We start from the raw sequence: 15,148 nt of genomic DNA on the forward strand, positions 1-15,148 counted from the left end.
TCCCACGCGCCGTGCTCGGTCCCTCGCGTGCACCTGAGGGGGCCCCGCAATGCCCGGAACCGCTGCTCGGATCATCGCCATGGACACGTTCGATGTTCGTTTTCCGACGTCGCGTGAGTTGGACGGTTCGGATGCGATGAATCCTGATCCGGATTATTCGGCGGCGTATGTGGTGCTGCGGACGGACGCGGGGGACGGGTTGGAGGGGTACGGGTTCGCGTTCACGATCGGGCGTGGGAACGATGTGCAGGTGGCGGCGGTGGAGGCGTTGCGATCGTTCGTGGTGGGGCGTTCGGTGGGGGAGTTGTGTGCGGATCCGGGGTCGTTGAGCCGTGACTTGGTGGGGGACAGTCAGTTGCGGTGGCTGGGGCCGGAGAAGGGGGTGATGCATATGGCGATCGGTGCGGTGGTGAATGCGGTGTGGGATCTGGCGTCGCGTCGGGCGGGGAAGCCGTTGTGGCGGTTTCTGGCGGATGCGGAGCCGGAGTGGTTGGTGTCGCAGGTGGATTTCCGTTATATCGGTGATGCGTTGAGTCCGGAGCAGGCGTTGGGGTTGTTGCGGGGGGTGCGGGCGGGTCGGGGGGTGCGTGAGGGGGTGTTGTTGGAGCGGGGGTATCCGGGGTACACGACGTCGCCGGGGTGGTTGGGGTACAGCGACGAGAAGTTGGCGCGGTTGGCGCGGGAGGCGGTGGCGGCGGGGTTCACGCAGATCAAGTTGAAGGTGGGGGCTGATCTGGCGGACGATGTGCGGCGGTTGGGGGTGGCGCGGGCGGCGGTGGGTCCGGGTGTGCGGGTGGCGGTGGATGCGAACCAGCGGTGGGGTGTGGCGGAGGCGGTGGGGTGGGTGGGGGCGTTGGCGCGGTTCGATCCGTACTGGGTGGAGGAGCCGACGAGTCCGGACGATGTGTTGGGGCATGCGGCGATTCGGGCGGCGGTGGCGCCGGTGCGGGTGGCGACGGGTGAGCATGTGCAGAATCGGATCGTGTTCAAGCAGTTGTTGCAGGCGGGGGCGGTGGATGTGCTGCAGTTGGATGCGGCGCGGGTGGGTGGGGTGAACGAGAATCTGGCGGTGCTGTTGCTGGCGGCGCGGTTCGGGGTGCCGGTGTGTCCGCATGCGGGGGTGTGGGGTTGTGCGAGTTGGTGCAGCATCTGGCGATGTTCGATTTCCTGGCGGTGTCGGGGACGACGGAGGACCGGGTGGTGGAGTACGTGGACCATCTGCACGAGCACTTCACGGATCCGGTGGTGGTGGAGCGGGTCACTACCGGGCGCCGTCGGCGCCGGGGTTCTCGGCCCGGATGCGGCCGGAGTCCGTCGCCCGTTACACCTACCCCGACGGCGAGTTCTGGGCCGCCGACCTCGCAGCCGGAGCAGCCGCCCAGGTGCTCCCCCCGGTCCCGGAGCCGGCGGCCTGACCGCCGGCTCCCCCTGATACGCAGTCACCCCGGCACGCCGGTAGGGAAACAGAGGAGCCGATATGAGAGTCGCCCTGCACACCCGGGTCCGCGCCGACCGGATCGACGCCTACGAGGCCGCCCACCGCGAGGTCCCGGCCGAGCTGACCGCCGCGATCCGGGCGGCCGGCGCCACCGAGTGGACGATCTGGCGCAGCGGCACCGACCTCTTCCACCTGCTGGAGGTCGAGGACTACCCGGCGATGATCGCCGCCCTGGAGGAGCTCCCGGTCAACGCCGCCTGGCAGACCCGGATGGCCGACCTGCTGGAGGTCGTCCACGACTACTCCGCCGGCGGCGCGGACGCGACCCTGCCCGTCGTCTGGCAGCTCTGACCGCACCTAGCCGGGGAGGACCGAGCGCAGGGCCTCGGGGGTGCGGGCGACGACGGCGTGGCCGTCGTCGGCGGTGATGATGGGGCGCTGGATCAGGATCGGGTGCTCCGCCAGCGCGGCGATCCACTTCGTCCGCGCCGCCGGCTCCTGGGGCCAGCTCTGCCGGTCCTTCAGGCCGAGCTCCTTGGCGACCGGCTCGTCCAGCCGGGCGATGTCCCAGGGCTCCAGCGCCAGTCGTCCCAGCACCGCCTCCAACTCGGCAGGCGTGGGCGGGTCCTCCAGGTAGCGGCGCACGGTGTATTCGGCGCCGGACGCGTCGAGGGCTCCGACGGCGGTGCGGCACTTGCCGCAGCGCGGATTGATCCAGATCTCCATCCGTCCAGCCTACGCAACCGGGCCGGTGCCGGGCCTGTGGCTCACCCGGCCTCCGGGCCCGGCGCGGGTGGCCTGAGGCCAGATCCGGCCGGTTCGGCCGTCCGGTCAGAGCTTGCGGCCCACGGCGGCGTAGATGCCGACGCCGTCGACCCGCAGGTCGCTCTCGTTGCGCCAGGCGTGGACCGGGACCAGCCCGGGCTCCAGCAGGTCGAACCCGGTGAGCAGTTCGCGGATGCGCGGACCGGAACGGAAGGTCAGGGCCGAGGCGGAGCGGCTCCGGTAGACCCGGCTCGCCTCGGCGTTGGCCTCCGCGACCAGCCTCGGGTCGCCGTCGGGCGCCGTGTCGGTCGTGGCGTGCGAGAGCACCAGGTGGCTGCCGGGCGGCAGGACGCCGGTCAGCTGCTTGAGGATCCCGTCCGGGTCCTCGTCCTCGGCGACGAAGTGCAGGACGGCGGCCAGGATCAGGCCGACCGGGCGGTTGAAGTCGAGCGTGGCGCGGACGTCGGGGTGGCCGAGGATCCCGGCCGGGTCGCGCAGGTCCGCCTGGATGACGCTGGTGGCGCCCTGGTCGCTGCCCGACATCAGGGCCCGGGCGTGGGCCAGCACGATCGGGTCGTTGTCGACGTAGACGACCCGGGCGGCGGGATCGGCCCGCTGGGCGACCTGGTGGGTGTTGTCGGCGGTGGGAATGCCGGTGCCGATGTCCAGGAACTGGTCGACGCCCTGCTCGGCGAGCAGCCGCACGGCCCGTCCCAGGAAGGCCCGGTTGGCGCGGGCGAACTCACGCACCTCGGGCGCCAGGGCGATGATCTTCTCGGCCGCCTCGCGGTCGGCCGGGAAGTTGTCCTTCCCGTGCAAGTAGTAGTCGTACATCCTGGCCGGGTGCGCCACGCTGATGTCTATCTGCGTGGGCGGGTGGTCGCCTTCGGTGACCGATCCCAGTCTCCCCAGCGGGTATTCCTCGGCAGACATCGTCAACTCCCCCTAGCTGCACAGATGTTCGCTAGCGTCCCAGGTTCAGGGTAGGCGGCGGCGCCGCAGGCTGTGGAGAAACAGGCCAATTGACGCGGACCTGGCACATCGGAAGGGAGTCCGTGCTAGGGAGCGTGGCGTCACGCCGGCAGTGGAAGCGGCTGGTGGACGGCCCGGCAGCGACGGGGTCAGCGGGGGCGGCTGCTGTGGTGGGTGTCGCCGGTGTGTTCGCCGTCCTCGTCGGTGAAGGACACCTGGAGCGTCAGCCGCACCTCCCACTCGCCCTCGACCGGGCCGGGGACGCGGGCCCAGGAGGTGGCGTGGATCTCGGCCCCCGGCGCGTTCTCCCACCACCGGGCAGCCTCCCGGAACGCCTCGGCGGGATTGTCGGCGGTGATCACCGCCACCGTGTAGGCGTCGAGTTTCACGTCCGCGCGCGGCCGTCTTCGCGGCGGCATCGAGCGGGCCGCCGCAGCGGCCTGGGCCAGATCCCGCTGCAGCGCCTCGACCAGCCGAGGCGGCGCGAAGAGCACGGCCTCGGTCGGGACGGGCGACAGGCCCCCGTCGGTCGTAGGAGCTGGAAGGTTGTTGCTCATCGCGCGGACCTCGGCTCGCTGTCGTTCATTGCCGTCGGAGACCGGTTCGGGTGCGGTCTACCGGTCAGTGTGCCCGGACCGGAACCGTTCCAGCAGTGATTCGCCCGTCCCGGCATGTGCCGATTTTCCGGAGCGGCTGCCGGCGCTGTCTGGGATCATGGCGAAGGGCTCCGCGCCGCTTCGAATGGTGCGGACACCGGGAAGAGGGACGGCCGCTCGCCATGGACGAGGAGACAGCGCAGACCGGGGCCGACGCCAGGGCCTACTACGCGCAGGTTCCCGCGCCGATGGTCTGCGGCACGGCGCTGGTCACCGACGCGGAGGGCAGGATCCTGGTGGTCGAGCCCAGCTACAAGCCGGGGCTGGACCTCCCCGGCGGCCTGGTGCTCGACCAGGAGAGTCCACGGCAGGGACTGGCCCGGGAACTGGTCGAGGAGCTGGGCCTGAACCTGGAGGTCGGCCGACTGCTGGCGGTCGACACCACCCCGGCCGCCGTCCACGGCCGGGCGCTGGTCGCGCACGTCCACGCCGTCGGGCCGCTCACGGCGGCCCAGGTCGCGGACATCCGGTTCGCCGACGGGGAACTGAGCTCGGCGTCCTTCCTGCCGCCGGCGGAGGCGGTCCGTCGGCTCCCGGAGCGCCTGGGCCGCCGGGTGCGCGGGGCGCTGGAGGCGATGGCGGCCGGGTCGATCGCGTACCTGGACGACGGCCGCCCGCAGCCCGGTTCACCGGCCGGCCTCCCGGCCGAGGAGCGGATCCGGCTGGAGGAGTCGGGCACGATCGGGCGGGGCGCCCATCTGGCGATGCGTCCCAAGGCGCTGACCAGTGCCAACGTCCTGCTCCACGACGGGCGGGGACGCGCGTTGATCGTCCGTCCGACCTACCGTCAGGACGGCCGCTGGCTGCTGCCCGGCGGTGGGATCGACAGCGACACCGGGGAGACCCCGCGTGCGGCCGCGCAGCGCGAACTCCGCGAGGAGCTGGGCTTCGAACGGCCGTTGGGCAGCTTGCTCGCCACCGACTGGAGCCCCCGGCCGACCGCCCGGCGATGGTCGCCTTCGTCTACGACGGCGGCCCGGTCACCGCGGCCGAGCTGGACGCCGTCCGGCTGCCGCCGGGCGAGCTGGACGCGTGGCGGATGGTCACCGTCGAGGAGTCCCGCGGCCTGCTGCTGGATCCGCTGGTCGACCGGCTCGCAGCCTGCCTGGACGCGGTGGCCGCGGGTGCGCGCGGACTGGAGCTGGTACGGGGACTGCCGGTCTGACGGTGCGGCTCACCGGCCGGTCACGGTGAGCGCAGTCCGGTGGGGTGGGACGACGGAGGCCGTCCCCGCCGCTGAGGGCGGGGACGGCCTCCGATCTGCTGCTACCTCGTCAGCCGGCCTCCAGCGGCCGCCGGGCGTATCAGCCGCGAACCTGGTCGATCGCGGCGCCCAGGGCCTCCTTGATGCGCGGGCCGAGCCGGCTGAAGCCGAACTCCTTCATCGCCGCGCGGAGCAGTTCCTCGGCGGAGCGCTCGGTGCCGTCGCCGTCGAGCCAGCGCACGACCGCGACCAGCTCCTCGGCGGAGTAGGCGCTGACGGGGCGTCCGGGCGTGAAGTCCGGCTTGCCGGGGACCTCGGTGGCGGCGGTCTCGGCCGGCGCGGGGGCGGCGACCTCGACGGGAGCGGTGGCCTCGGCGGGGGCGGCGGCGACGGCCTCGGCGACCGGCTCGGCGACGGCTTCGGGCTCGGGCTCGGTGACGGGCTTCTCCTCCGTCACGGCCTCGGCTGCGGGCTCAATCTCCGCCACAGGCTCGGCGGCAGGCTCGACCTCGGGCTCGGCAGCCGACTCCGGCTCGACCTCGGGCTCGACTGCGGCCTCGACGACCTCGGCCTCGACGACCTCGACCTCGGCGACCACGACCTCGACCTCAGGCTCGGCGGCGGCCGTGGCCTCCTCGTCGACGGCGATCTCGCCGATGGCGATCTCGGCGACCGGCTCGGACTCGGCGGCCTCTTCGTCGGCGGCCTCGACCTCGACCTCTGCCTCGACCTCGACCTCTGCCTCGACCTCGACCTCTGCCTCGACCTCGACCTCTGCTTCGACCTCTGCCTCTGCTTCGACCAGCGCCTCGGCCTCGACGGCTTCCGCCTCAGCCTCGACCTCGGCCTCGACGGCTTCCGCCTCTGCCTCGGCTTCCACCTCGGCCTCGACCTCGATGGCCTCGGCCTCGACCGTCGCTGCCACGGGCGCCGCAGGCGGCGTGCTGCTGCCGCCGTCCCTCGGGGCCGGGACGAACTCGGTCCGCTCCTCCGGCTCGGCGGGCTTCTCGGGCTGGGCCTGGACCTCGGCGTCAGCTTCGGTGTCCACCTCGGCCGTGGCCTCTGCCTCGGGCTCGGCCTCCGGCTGCGTCGCCGGCTCGGCCCGGAAGAGCGCGTCGACGGCGGTGTTCACCGCGTCGCTGTCGGCCTGGCCGACCGTCAACTCCTTGAGCAGACTGCCGTATCCGCGTGCCTCGATGCTGTCGCGCAGCGCCCGCAGCGTGGGCAGGCGGAAGAGCGTGCCCTCGTCGGCGGTGAGGCGGTCCACCAGCTCGGCCAGCTGCTCGAAGGTCAGCGTGGTCGCATCGCAGCCCGGAAGGGCCACGCTCAGCTCGCGCAGGCCGGTGCCGATGGCGACGACCGCCTGCGCCGTGCCGTCGAGCAGCTCGGCGTCGGCGGCGACCGCCGGCAGGGCCGGCAGGGCGTTGGCGGGGGAGAGCGCGGCCCACTCGGTGCGCTCCAGCGAGGCCGACCTGAGCGCGGCGTGCAGCTCGCCCCGGCCGATCCGGGGTGTGACGGCGAGTCGCCGGGCCGCCCGGGTCAGGGTGAAACGACGTCCCCAGGACAGCTTCACCCCCTGCTCCTTGCGCCACGAGGCGTCAGCGGTGGCGGCGGCGAGGGCGTCCAGGTCGGCGGAGGCGTAGACCTCGGGGACCAGCGTGGACAGCGTCGCCTTGACCCGGAGCAGCAGCGCGACCGACTCGGCGACGGCGACCACGGTGGTCGGCTTGCCGAGCGTGGTCGCGGCGAGCAGCCGGTCCGCGTCGGCGCTGGTGGCGGGGAGGTCGCGGCTGCGCAGCTCGGCGAGGACGGTCGAGGCGGCGCGGGCCTCCTCGGGTCCGGCGATGGTGTCGGCGGCGGCGTACCAGGCGTGGGTGTCGGCAGTCAGGCTGAAGCCGCCGGCCGAGGCGTAGGCGAGCAGGTCCTCGCGGAGGCCGGCGCCGGCCGCGTCGGTCGGGTCGGCGGGCGAGGCCGGTGCCGGGACCGTGGTCTGGGCCGGGTCGGTGGTCGTGCTCGTCGGGGAGGTGTCATCGGTGCTGGAGGGGTGGATCGTGGTCATATGAAGTCCGATTCGTGGCAGGAAGGACTGCAGCGTCGGGGCTGGAGGCAGCGCGGCAAGGGACCTGCTGTCGGACGGGTCCGTCCTGACGGACTGCCCGGCACAGGATGAACGCCCACGATACGGGTGTGCGATGACGCCATGCACGTACCCTGCTCGTCCGTACCGCCCGCGCCCAAGCCCGTCCGCACCTGTCCCGCCGCTACCCGGCCCGCCCCGCCCGGCTCCGTCACGTGCCGACAGCACGGCACCACTGACGGATACAAACGTTCCCTTGCCCCGCGTGGATGAGGATAGCGGCACGTGGGGACCTCCCTCGCCCGGGCCGCTGTCCGCCCGGTCCGCCGGCGCGACCCGACCCGGCCCGGCCCGGACGTCGGCGGTCCCGGCCGGTCGCGCCCGACCCGTGAGCGGCCGTACGGGTGGATCTGCCGATCCTCACCCGTCCGGCGGGGGTACCATGCCGCCGATCGGCCCAGCTCGGCCCAGCTCGGCTCGGCCGGGGCCGCAGCCCGGCTCAGCCGTTGACGCCCTTGTAGCGGCGCAGCGAGGCGTTCCAGAGCAGCCGCGCGGCGACGAACGCCGCCAGGCCGACGGCCGGAGCGGCGGCGGCGAGCGCGACCGGCACCCCGAGCGAGGAGGAGTGGCCGGTCAGCACGCCGATCGGCAGGTACGCGATGAAGGCGAGCGGTAGCACGAAGGTCAGCGCACCGCTCGCCAGCCTCGGCATGATGCTGAGCGGGTAGCTGCCGAAGGTCGAGGTGAGCTCGTCGACCCAGGAGTCCCAGTAGGTGGTCGACGGGTAGTGCAGTCCGGCGGCCGAGATGGCGGTGAAGATCGCGCAGGTGACCAGGGTGGCCCCGATCACGGTGGCGACCAGGTACGCGGACCGCCCCGGGGTCCAGTCCAGGGTGGAGCGCTCCAGCGCGCCGACGAACAGGGCGATGCCGACGGTGACGTCGCCCAGCGCGTTCACCGGGAACCGGGAGAGCAGCACCTGCCGGTAGACCGGCATCGGGCGCAACAGGAAGCCGTCGATCCGTCCGGCCTGGGCCAGGTTGACGACCTGTCCGACATTGCCGCAGATCAGCACGGAGAGCCCGTTGCTGAGCATCCGGACGGCGACGCCGAGCAGGATGTCCGGGCTGCTCCAGCCGCCCATCCCGGAGAACCGCGACAGCAGCACGGTGGCGAAGACGATGACGGACATCTGCCAGACGATGCCGACGCAGACCTGGAGCAGGAACTCGCCCCGGTACTCCAGCTGCGCCCGGAAGTTGAGCGCGGTGATCCGGAGCCCGACCCGCCAGGCGTCGGTGTACCGGCGCAGGGCGGTCCGGGGCGGAGCCGTCGGCCGCGCGGGGCCGGGCAGTGGCGGGCGGGTGTCGGTCGGCAGCGGGGAGTCGGTCACGGGTCAGCCTCCCTGGGCCGAGACACGTTGCGCGGCGCGGTGCCACAGCAGTCGGGTGAGGAAGGCGAGACCGACGATCCAGCATGCCTGGAGCGCCAGCTGGGCGGGCGCGCCGGAGGCCGGGATGCGTCCGATGTAGAGGGACAGCGGGGTGTTGAGGGTGGACTGGAACGGCATGAACGAGCTGAGGGTGACGAACCAGCCGGGGAAGTACCAGAGCGGGGCGTAGGCGCCGGAGAGCAGGTTCTGGGCGAACCGGATGATCTGCAGGGTGCTGCTGTTCTGCATGGTCCAGAAGCAGAGCAGGTCGGTGAGCAGCGTGAGCTGGTAGAGCACGACCTGTCCCAGCAGCAGCGAGACCGTGGCCGCGAGCAGTGCCGTCCCCGACACCGGCGCCATCAGCACGCCGGTGGCCAGGCAGACCAGCCCGCCGGCCAGCACCCAGACGCAGCCGTAGAGCTGGTCGCCGAGGGCGCGCAGGGCGTAGTAGCGGCGCGGCGGGAGCGGCCGGAGGAACCAGAACACGATGGTGCCGTAGTAGAGGTGCTGGAAGACGGTGTCCCGTCCGGCGTAGCGGTCCAGCCCCCGGATCCGGGTGGCGAGCACGGCCAGGACGGCGTAGCTGACGGCCTGGTCCCGGTCGAGCCCGGCGGTGCTGCCGGGGTCGTGCGCATACAGGCCCCGCCACAGGCAGGTGACCAGGAAGACCTGCACCAGCAGCCGGAACGCCGTTGCGGTCATCCGGGGCGGGGAGAGGACCTCGCCGAGGGCGGTGATCCGCGCGGTGTGCCAGGAGCGGCCGACCGAGGCCAGCGCGCTGCGGGCGAGTGCGCCCCGGGCCGGGGCGGTGGCGGGTGGGAGTGCGTCGGCGGCCATCCGTTCACCGCGCCGCTTCGGCGGCGGGTGCGGCAGTCTGCTCGGCCATGGCCCCTGCCCCTGCCCCGGTTCCTGCTCCCGCCTCGGCTTCCTCGCCCAGGTAGGCGGCGCGCATCACGTCCTCCAGGTCGCTCTCGCTGATCGTCAGGTCCGATATGTGGTAGCGCGACACCAGCCGGCGCAGCGCCTCGGGGACGGTCGGCGGTGTCGTCCCGGCGGGTCCGAAGACGGCGCGGTCGCCCTCGCGGGACAGCAGCCGGATGCCGGGCAGCCCGGCGGGGTCCGCCCGGAGCCCGCCCTGCGGGTCGAGGTCGGCGTCCAGCTCGGCGCCGGCGACGGTCGCGTGGATCTGCCAGCTGCCGCCGAAGCGCTCCCGCAGCTCCTCCAGCCGGCCGTCGAGGACGATCCGGCCGTGGTTGATCAGCACACAGCGCTCGGCGAGGCGCTCGACCTCGGTCATGTCGTGCGTGGTCAGCAGCACGGCCCGGCCGCGCTGTTCCACCTGGTGCCGGAGGAATCCCCGGACCTGCTCCTTGACCACGACGTCCATGCCGATGGTCGGCTCGTCCAGGAAGACGATCGCGGGGTCGTGGAGCAGCGCCGCAGCGAGGTCGCAGCGCACCCGCTGGCCCAGCGAGAGGTGCCGCACCCGGGTGTCCCAGAACTCGGAGAGCTCCAGCAGCTCGTCGAACTCCTTCAGCCGGGACCGGTGCTCGTCGGCCGGGACGCCGAAGATGTCGCGCAGGATCGCGAAGGACTCCCGGGCCGGCAGGTCCCACCACAGCTGGGAGCGCTGGCCGAAGACCGCGCCGATGTTCCGGGCGTTGCGTTCGCGCTCCCGGTAGGGCACGACCCCGGCCACCAGCGCCTCGCCGGAGGTGGGTACCAGGATGCCGGTCAGCATCTTGATGGTGGTCGACTTCCCGGCTCCGTTCGGCCCCAGCAGGGCCAGCAGTTCACCGGGCGCGACCGAGAAGGAGACGTCCCGGACGGCGGTCTTCGACGAGCGCTCGGGCGCCACCAGCGCCCGCAGCGCACCGCGCAGCCCGGGGCTGCGCACCGTGGTGCGGAACGTCATCGTCAGTCCTTGCGCCACGATCCCGCCGGTCGCGGCGCTGCCACTGTCCCGCTGAGTCACCATCACGCGGGCATGCTCCCGCAGCCGCACCCCCGGGGCGACCCAGTTTCGCAGGCTGGGACGCGGAGCCGCGCCACCCCGGGCCGGGGTCGTTCACGCGGCGGGGTCGGCGGGGGACGATGGACTGCCCGTCAGCGGACGGGCGCAGCCTCCCGGAAGGACCACCATGGGCCGGCAGTCCGACGCCGACTTCGGCTACACCGACGAGCTGCGCGAACGGATGGTGCGTCAGCTGCTGGCGGTGGAAGCCATCCGCACGCCCCAGGTGGCGGCGGCGTTCCGGGCCGTGCCCCGGCACCTGTTCGTGCCCGAGGTGTCGGCCGCCCAGGCGTACCGGTCCGAGGACGCGCAGGTCGTCAAGCGGGCTGCGAACGGCAAGGTGACCAGCACCGTGTCGGCCGCGCGGATGCAGGCGATCATGCTGGAGCAGGCCGGTGTCCGCCCCGGGACGCGGGTGCTGGAGATCGGCTCCGGCGGTTGCAACGCCGCGCTGCTCGCCGAGCTGGTCGGCGCGGACGGGGAGGTCACCACCGTCGACATCGACCGCGACGTCACCGACCGGGCCCGCCGGCTGCTGGCGGAGACCGGCTACCCGCAGGTGCGGGTGGTCCAGGCGGACGGCGCGCTCGGGGAGGTGCTGCACGCCCCCTACGACTGCATCCTGGTCACCGTGGAGTCGGCCGACCTCCCTCCGGCGTGGACGGAGCAGCTGGCCGAGGGCGGACGGATCGTCCTGCCGCTCCGGGTCCACGGCACGACCCGGTCGCTCGCCCTCGAACGCGAGCGGGACCGCTTCGTCGGCCGCGACTACCAGCTGTGCGGCTTCGTGCCGATGCAGGGCGCGGGCGAGAGCCGGGTGCGGAACGTCGTGCTGGACGACACCCACGGGGCGGAGATCACGCTGCGGCTGGACGGCGACGGGGCGCGGACGATCGCGGTCGGGCCGCTGCGGGCGGCACTGGCACAGCCGAGGGTGGAGGTGGCGACTCCGCTGACGGTCGACGGCTTCGAGGAACTGGACCGGCTCGACCTGTGGCTGGCCGACACCCTGCCCGGGTTCGCACTGCTCGCGGCCACGCCCGCAGCCCGCCGGATCGTCCTGACCGCCTCGCCGGGCGGCGCGCCGGCGCTGCTCACCGACGACGGCCTCGCCTACCGGACCCTGCGCCGGACCGGTCCTGACCGTGGGGAGTTCCGCCTGGGCGCCTGCGGCCACGGGCCGGACGCGGCGGCGCTGGCGCACCGGGTGGCCGAGCAGATCCGGGCCTGGGACCAAGGCCACCGGCACGACCGCCCGCGCTTCGAGGTCTACCCCGCGTCCACGCCGGACGACCGGCTTCCGCCGGGGCCGGTGGTCGAGCGGCGGCACAGCAGGATCGCGGTCACCTGGCCCGCCCGGCGGTGAGCGCACCGGCGTGCCGGTCGACTGCGGCTACCTGCGGACGGTGCAGCGCATCACGGTGCGGCGGCGGCCCGGTGGGGTGACGTCCTGGAAGCCGGCGGCCAGGAACGTCGCGGGGGAGCCCATCCAGGTGTAGGAGCGGGGGCCGGGTTCGACCGGGTAGCCCTCGACGATCCCGGCCCCGGCCTCGGCCGCGTAGCCGACGGCCGCGCGGAGCAGCCCGAGCGACAGCCCCCGGCGGCGGACGGCGCTGTCGACGAAGAAGCAGACGACGGACCAGACGACCGCGTCGTCGACACGGGCGAGGACCCGCGAGCGCTCCAGCGCCGGATAGCCGGTACGGGGCGCGATCGAGCACCAGCCGACCGGCTCGCCGTCGTCGTGGGCGAGGACCCCGACCGGCGCTCCGGCGCGGACCAGTGCGGCGAGCCCCTCGGCCCGGGACTCCTTGGTCGAGGCCCGGAACTCGGCGCTGGTCAACCGCCAGCGCATGCAGGAGCAGTAGCGGAACGTGCCGTGGCGCTGCGAGAAGCGCTCCAGGTCGGCGCTGCGCCCGGCGGTGACCGGCAGGAACTCGAACACCCCGCCATCCTTCCACCGGGCGCGCCCCGGCCGGGTCCGGCGCCCGGGTCAGTCCGCCACTCGGGTGAAGCGGGCGGTGATGGCGACGGCGGTGTCCGGCTTGATCATGCCGGCCTGGTTCCAGGTGATGCCGAAGTCGGCGCGGGCGATCACGAGTTCTGCCGTCAGGGTGACCGCGTCGGCCGAGACCTCCGAGGTGCGGGCGGTGAAGGTGTAGGGCTTGCTGGTGCCCCGGACCGTCAGTTCGCCGCTGACGGTGGCGGTACCGCCGGCGCCGGCGGTGACCTCGGAGGCGGCGAAGCCGAGGGTGGGGTGCTTCTCGACGTCGAAGAAGTCCTTGGACCGGAGGTGGGTGTCGCGCTTGCCCTGCTTGGTGTCGACGGAGGCGGCGTCGATGGTCAGGGTGCCGTGCGCGCTGCCGTCGGCGCGCACCTCGCCCTCACCGCTGACCCGGCTGAAGACGCCCTTCACGTTGAGTAGCCCCCAGAACGTCGGGGTCCCGATCGAGACGGTGGAGCGGGCGGGGTCCAGCACCCAGCGACCGGGGCTGACCGGCGGTTCGACGGGAGCCTGCTGGGTGCTGCTGCTGTCGGTGTCTGACATCGTGATGGAAAGCCTTTCCCGAAAATGACCTGTCGTCACATTTTCTGAATGAATGGATCCGGTTGGCGCCGGTGCCCTTTGCGGTCGTATGCACGGCTTCGACTGCAGGGTATGACGGCCCGACAGAATCCGTATGCGGACGAGCGGGTGGCGGACTTCGTGGCTTCTGTCGCATCCGTCCGGGGTGGCCGGTGCGGTGGTGCGGGACAGGGGGTCGCCAGGGGTTGACATGCCTTGTGGTCTAGTCCAATGCTTGATCGGCAACACCGGCCGCGACCGGGCACTGCGGCCGCGCACAGCCACCGTGGCGAGTCGCGACCGTGCCCGGCGCGGCCGACGGCCGTGCCGCCTCCACCCCCACAGAGTCGGGCCCGGATGCCCCCACTGCCGCCGGGCCCCGGGAGGATCAGCCATGGCACGTAAGAGCATGCGCGCGCCCGCATGGACCGCCGCACTCGTCCTGGGCGCCGCCGCCACCGGCGCCCTGTCCCTGACCGGCGGGGCCTCGGCCGCGACGGTGAACCTGCTCGGCAACCCCGGCTTCGAGACCGGTGACCTCACCGGCTGGACCTGTGACGCCGGAACCGCGAGCGTCGTCACCGCCCCCGTCCACTCCGGCAGCCACGCGCTGGCCGGGACGGCCACGGCCACCGACGACGCCCAGTGCGCCCAGACCCTCAGCGTCCAGCCGAACACCGCCTACACCCTGTCCGGCTGGGTCACCGGGGACTACGTCTACCTGGGCGTGACCGGCGCGGGGACGACGGCGGCCAGCACTTGGACGCCGTCGGCGACCGGCTGGCAGCAGCTGTCCACCGGGTTCACCACGGGTGCGTCCACCACCAGCGTCACCGTCTACGTCCACGGGTGGTACGGCGAGGGCGGCTACGGTGCGGACGACCTGGACCTGGTCGGCGCGTCCGGCGCGGGCGCCTCCGGCAGCCCGAGCGCCGGCGCGTCGCCGAGCGCGTCCGCGAGCGCGTCCGCGAGCGCGTCCGCGAGCGCGTCGCCGAGCGCCAGCGCCTCGCCGAGCGCCAGTGCCAGCGCGTCGCCGAGTGCCAGCGCCGGCGCCGGCCCGACCAGTGGGTCCGGTGGGACGACCGTCCAGGTGTCGAACGCGAGCCAGCTCTACCAGGCGCTGAACAAGGTGGTGCCGGGCGAGACCATCCAGCTCGCGGCGGGTGTCTACAACGGCGAGTTCACGCTGCTCACCGGAGGGACGGCGGCTGCGCCGATCACCCTGGAGGGTCCGGCCGGGGCGGTGATCACCGGGACCGGGGTCGACAGCGCCTACGGCATCCACCTGGAGGCCGACTACTGGAACCTCCAGGGCTTCAGCGTCACCACCTTCCAGAAGGGGGTGGTGCTGGACGGCGCCGACCACGACACCGTCAACGGCCTGAGCGTCTACAACATCGGTGACGAGGGCATCCACCTGCGGTCGTTCAGCAGTGACGACACCGTCGAGAACAACGACGTCCACGACACCGGCAAGTACGACGCCGGCTACGGCGAGGGGATCTACGTCGGCTCGGCCAACAGCAACTGGGGCCAGTACAGCGGCGGCCTGCCGGACGCCTCCGACGACGACGTGATCAGCGGCAACACCCTCGGCCCGAACATCGCGGCCGAGAACATCGACATCAAGGAGGGCACGGTCGGCGGCACCGTCGAGGGCAACTCCTTCGACTCCGCCGGGGAGGCCGGCGCCAACTCGGCCGTGGCCTGGGTCGACGTCAAGGGCAACGACTACACGGTGACCGGCAACACCGGCGCCGACGCCTACCAGCAGGGATTCCTGGTGGAGCAGCTCTGGCCCGGGGACGGCTGCGGCAACTCCTTCGCCGACAACACCCTGAACATGACCGGGGCGCCGGGCTACGGCTTCGACATCACCGACCAGACCGCCTGCGCGAGCGTGCCCAACATCGTCTACAGCTCCAACGCGGTCACCGGCGCCGGATCCGGCGTCAGCACCGTCCCGATCACGCCCGACAGCTGAACCACGGCGGCGGTGCCGCGCTCTGCGCCGCACCGCCGCC

Annotated in this window: 13 protein-coding genes and 2 pseudogenes; 6 read left to right on the forward strand and 9 right to left on the reverse strand. The window is 72.9% G+C overall.

Annotated elements, in window-relative coordinates:
- The first annotated feature begins 49 nt into the window (after positions 1 to 49).
- A pseudogene (locus tag BS75_RS43545) lies at positions 50 to 1,415 on the forward strand (enolase C-terminal domain-like protein).
- A 62-nt stretch (positions 1,416 to 1,477) separates the two neighbouring features.
- Positions 1,478 to 1,789 (forward strand): L-rhamnose mutarotase, encoded by a 312-nt coding sequence (locus BS75_RS30830; RefSeq protein WP_034090601.1) that lies wholly within the window; start codon positions 1,478 to 1,480, stop codon positions 1,787 to 1,789.
- A gap of 6 nt (positions 1,790 to 1,795) precedes the next feature.
- On the opposite strand, the gene BS75_RS30835 is transcribed toward BS75_RS30830, so the two are convergent.
- From BS75_RS30835 to BS75_RS30845, 3 genes are all read right to left on the reverse strand, one after another.
- The gene (locus BS75_RS30835) at positions 1,796 to 2,164 is read right to left on the reverse strand and encodes an arsenate reductase family protein (RefSeq protein WP_034090602.1); all 369 of its coding nucleotides are present in this window, start codon (positions 2,162 to 2,164) and stop codon (positions 1,796 to 1,798) included.
- A 105-nt stretch (positions 2,165 to 2,269) separates the two neighbouring features.
- The gene (locus BS75_RS30840) at positions 2,270 to 3,136 is read right to left on the reverse strand and encodes an SAM-dependent methyltransferase (protein WP_042439948.1); all 867 of its coding nucleotides are present in this window, start codon (positions 3,134 to 3,136) and stop codon (positions 2,270 to 2,272) included.
- A gap of 188 nt (positions 3,137 to 3,324) precedes the next feature.
- A complete protein-coding gene (locus BS75_RS30845) occupies positions 3,325 to 3,732 on the reverse strand; it encodes a hypothetical protein (protein WP_034090603.1) in 408 nt (135 codons plus the stop codon).
- A 287-nt stretch (positions 3,733 to 4,019) separates the two neighbouring features.
- On the opposite strand from BS75_RS30845, the pseudogene BS75_RS52320 reads away from it, so the two are divergent.
- Both BS75_RS52320 and BS75_RS47065 read left to right on the forward strand, forming a co-directional pair.
- Positions 4,020 to 4,742, forward strand: a pseudogene (locus BS75_RS52320) (NUDIX hydrolase); the annotation flags it as partial.
- Positions 4,743 to 4,780: 38 nt separating this feature from the next.
- Positions 4,781 to 4,996 (forward strand): NUDIX hydrolase, encoded by a 216-nt coding sequence (locus BS75_RS47065; protein WP_052069810.1) that lies wholly within the window; start codon positions 4,781 to 4,783, stop codon positions 4,994 to 4,996.
- A 139-nt stretch (positions 4,997 to 5,135) separates the two neighbouring features.
- Here BS75_RS47065 and BS75_RS48655 read toward each other — a convergent pair whose 3' ends face one another.
- From BS75_RS48655 to BS75_RS30870, 4 genes are all read right to left on the reverse strand, one after another.
- Positions 5,136 to 7,094 (reverse strand): hypothetical protein, encoded by a 1,959-nt coding sequence (locus BS75_RS48655; RefSeq protein ID WP_052069811.1) that lies wholly within the window; start codon positions 7,092 to 7,094, stop codon positions 5,136 to 5,138.
- Positions 7,095 to 7,611: 517 nt separating this feature from the next.
- Complete coding sequence (locus tag BS75_RS30860) at positions 7,612 to 8,424, reverse strand: ABC transporter permease (RefSeq protein ID WP_042439954.1); 813 nt, start codon at positions 8,422 to 8,424, stop codon at positions 7,612 to 7,614.
- A gap of 84 nt (positions 8,425 to 8,508) precedes the next feature.
- Entirely contained in the window at positions 8,509 to 9,381 is an 873-nt protein-coding gene (locus BS75_RS30865; protein ID WP_081982735.1) for an ABC transporter permease, read from the reverse strand.
- Positions 9,382 to 9,385: 4 nt separating this feature from the next.
- Positions 9,386 to 10,522, reverse strand: coding sequence for an ABC transporter ATP-binding protein (locus tag BS75_RS30870; protein ID WP_042439947.1), 1,137 nt, complete (start codon positions 10,520 to 10,522; stop codon positions 9,386 to 9,388).
- Between the two features lie 163 nt (positions 10,523 to 10,685).
- On the opposite strand from BS75_RS30870, the gene fxlM reads away from it, so the two are divergent.
- Positions 10,686 to 11,924: a methyltransferase, FxLD system gene (gene fxlM / locus BS75_RS30875; protein ID WP_034090604.1), complete on the forward strand. Its 1,239-nt coding sequence runs from the start codon at positions 10,686 to 10,688 to the stop codon at positions 11,922 to 11,924.
- A gap of 27 nt (positions 11,925 to 11,951) precedes the next feature.
- Here the strand turns inward: fxlM and BS75_RS30880 are convergent, their stop codons facing one another.
- Positions 11,952 to 12,503: a GNAT family N-acetyltransferase gene (locus BS75_RS30880; protein ID WP_034090605.1), complete on the reverse strand. Its 552-nt coding sequence runs from the start codon at positions 12,501 to 12,503 to the stop codon at positions 11,952 to 11,954.
- Positions 12,504 to 12,551: 48 nt separating this feature from the next.
- The gene (locus BS75_RS30885) at positions 12,552 to 13,106 is read right to left on the reverse strand and encodes a YceI family protein (RefSeq protein WP_042439946.1); all 555 of its coding nucleotides are present in this window, start codon (positions 13,104 to 13,106) and stop codon (positions 12,552 to 12,554) included.
- A gap of 412 nt (positions 13,107 to 13,518) precedes the next feature.
- Between BS75_RS30885 and BS75_RS49545 the strand changes: the two genes are divergently transcribed.
- Positions 13,519 to 15,108 carry a carbohydrate binding domain-containing protein gene (locus BS75_RS49545; protein ID WP_081982737.1) on the forward strand — a complete coding sequence of 530 codons (1,590 nt, stop codon included), beginning with the start codon at positions 13,519 to 13,521 and terminating at the stop codon, positions 15,106 to 15,108.
- Positions 15,109 to 15,148: the final 40 nt, after the last annotated feature.

The organism is Streptacidiphilus albus JL83, from assembly GCF_000744705.1.
Taxonomy (GTDB): domain Bacteria; phylum Actinomycetota; class Actinomycetes; order Streptomycetales; family Streptomycetaceae; genus Streptacidiphilus; species Streptacidiphilus albus.

What these genes read in the sequence shown, in the direction of transcription:
- BS75_RS30830 (WP_034090601.1), top strand. Translation starts at nt 1,478, where the DNA reads ATGAGAGTCGCCCTGCACACCCGGGTCCGCGCCGACCGGATCGACGCC.
- BS75_RS30835 (WP_034090602.1), bottom strand. Translation starts at nt 2,164, where the DNA reads ATGGAGATCTGGATCAATCCGCGCTGCGGCAAGTGCCGCACCGCCGTC.
- BS75_RS30840 (WP_042439948.1), bottom strand. Translation starts at nt 3,136, where the DNA reads ATGTCTGCCGAGGAATACCCGCTGGGGAGACTGGGATCGGTCACCGAA.
- BS75_RS30845 (WP_034090603.1), bottom strand. Translation starts at nt 3,732, where the DNA reads ATGAGCAACAACCTTCCAGCTCCTACGACCGACGGGGGCCTGTCGCCC.
- BS75_RS47065 (WP_052069810.1), top strand. Translation starts at nt 4,781, where the DNA reads ATGGTCGCCTTCGTCTACGACGGCGGCCCGGTCACCGCGGCCGAGCTG.
- BS75_RS48655 (WP_052069811.1), bottom strand. Translation starts at nt 7,094, where the DNA reads ATGACCACGATCCACCCCTCCAGCACCGATGACACCTCCCCGACGAGC.
- BS75_RS30865 (WP_081982735.1), bottom strand. Translation starts at nt 9,381, where the DNA reads ATGGCCGCCGACGCACTCCCACCCGCCACCGCCCCGGCCCGGGGCGCA.
- BS75_RS30870 (WP_042439947.1), bottom strand. Translation starts at nt 10,522, where the DNA reads ATGGTGACTCAGCGGGACAGTGGCAGCGCCGCGACCGGCGGGATCGTG.
- fxlM (WP_034090604.1), top strand. Translation starts at nt 10,686, where the DNA reads ATGGGCCGGCAGTCCGACGCCGACTTCGGCTACACCGACGAGCTGCGC.
- BS75_RS30885 (WP_042439946.1), bottom strand. Translation starts at nt 13,106, where the DNA reads ATGTCAGACACCGACAGCAGCAGCACCCAGCAGGCTCCCGTCGAACCG.
- BS75_RS49545 (WP_081982737.1), top strand. Translation starts at nt 13,519, where the DNA reads ATGGCACGTAAGAGCATGCGCGCGCCCGCATGGACCGCCGCACTCGTC.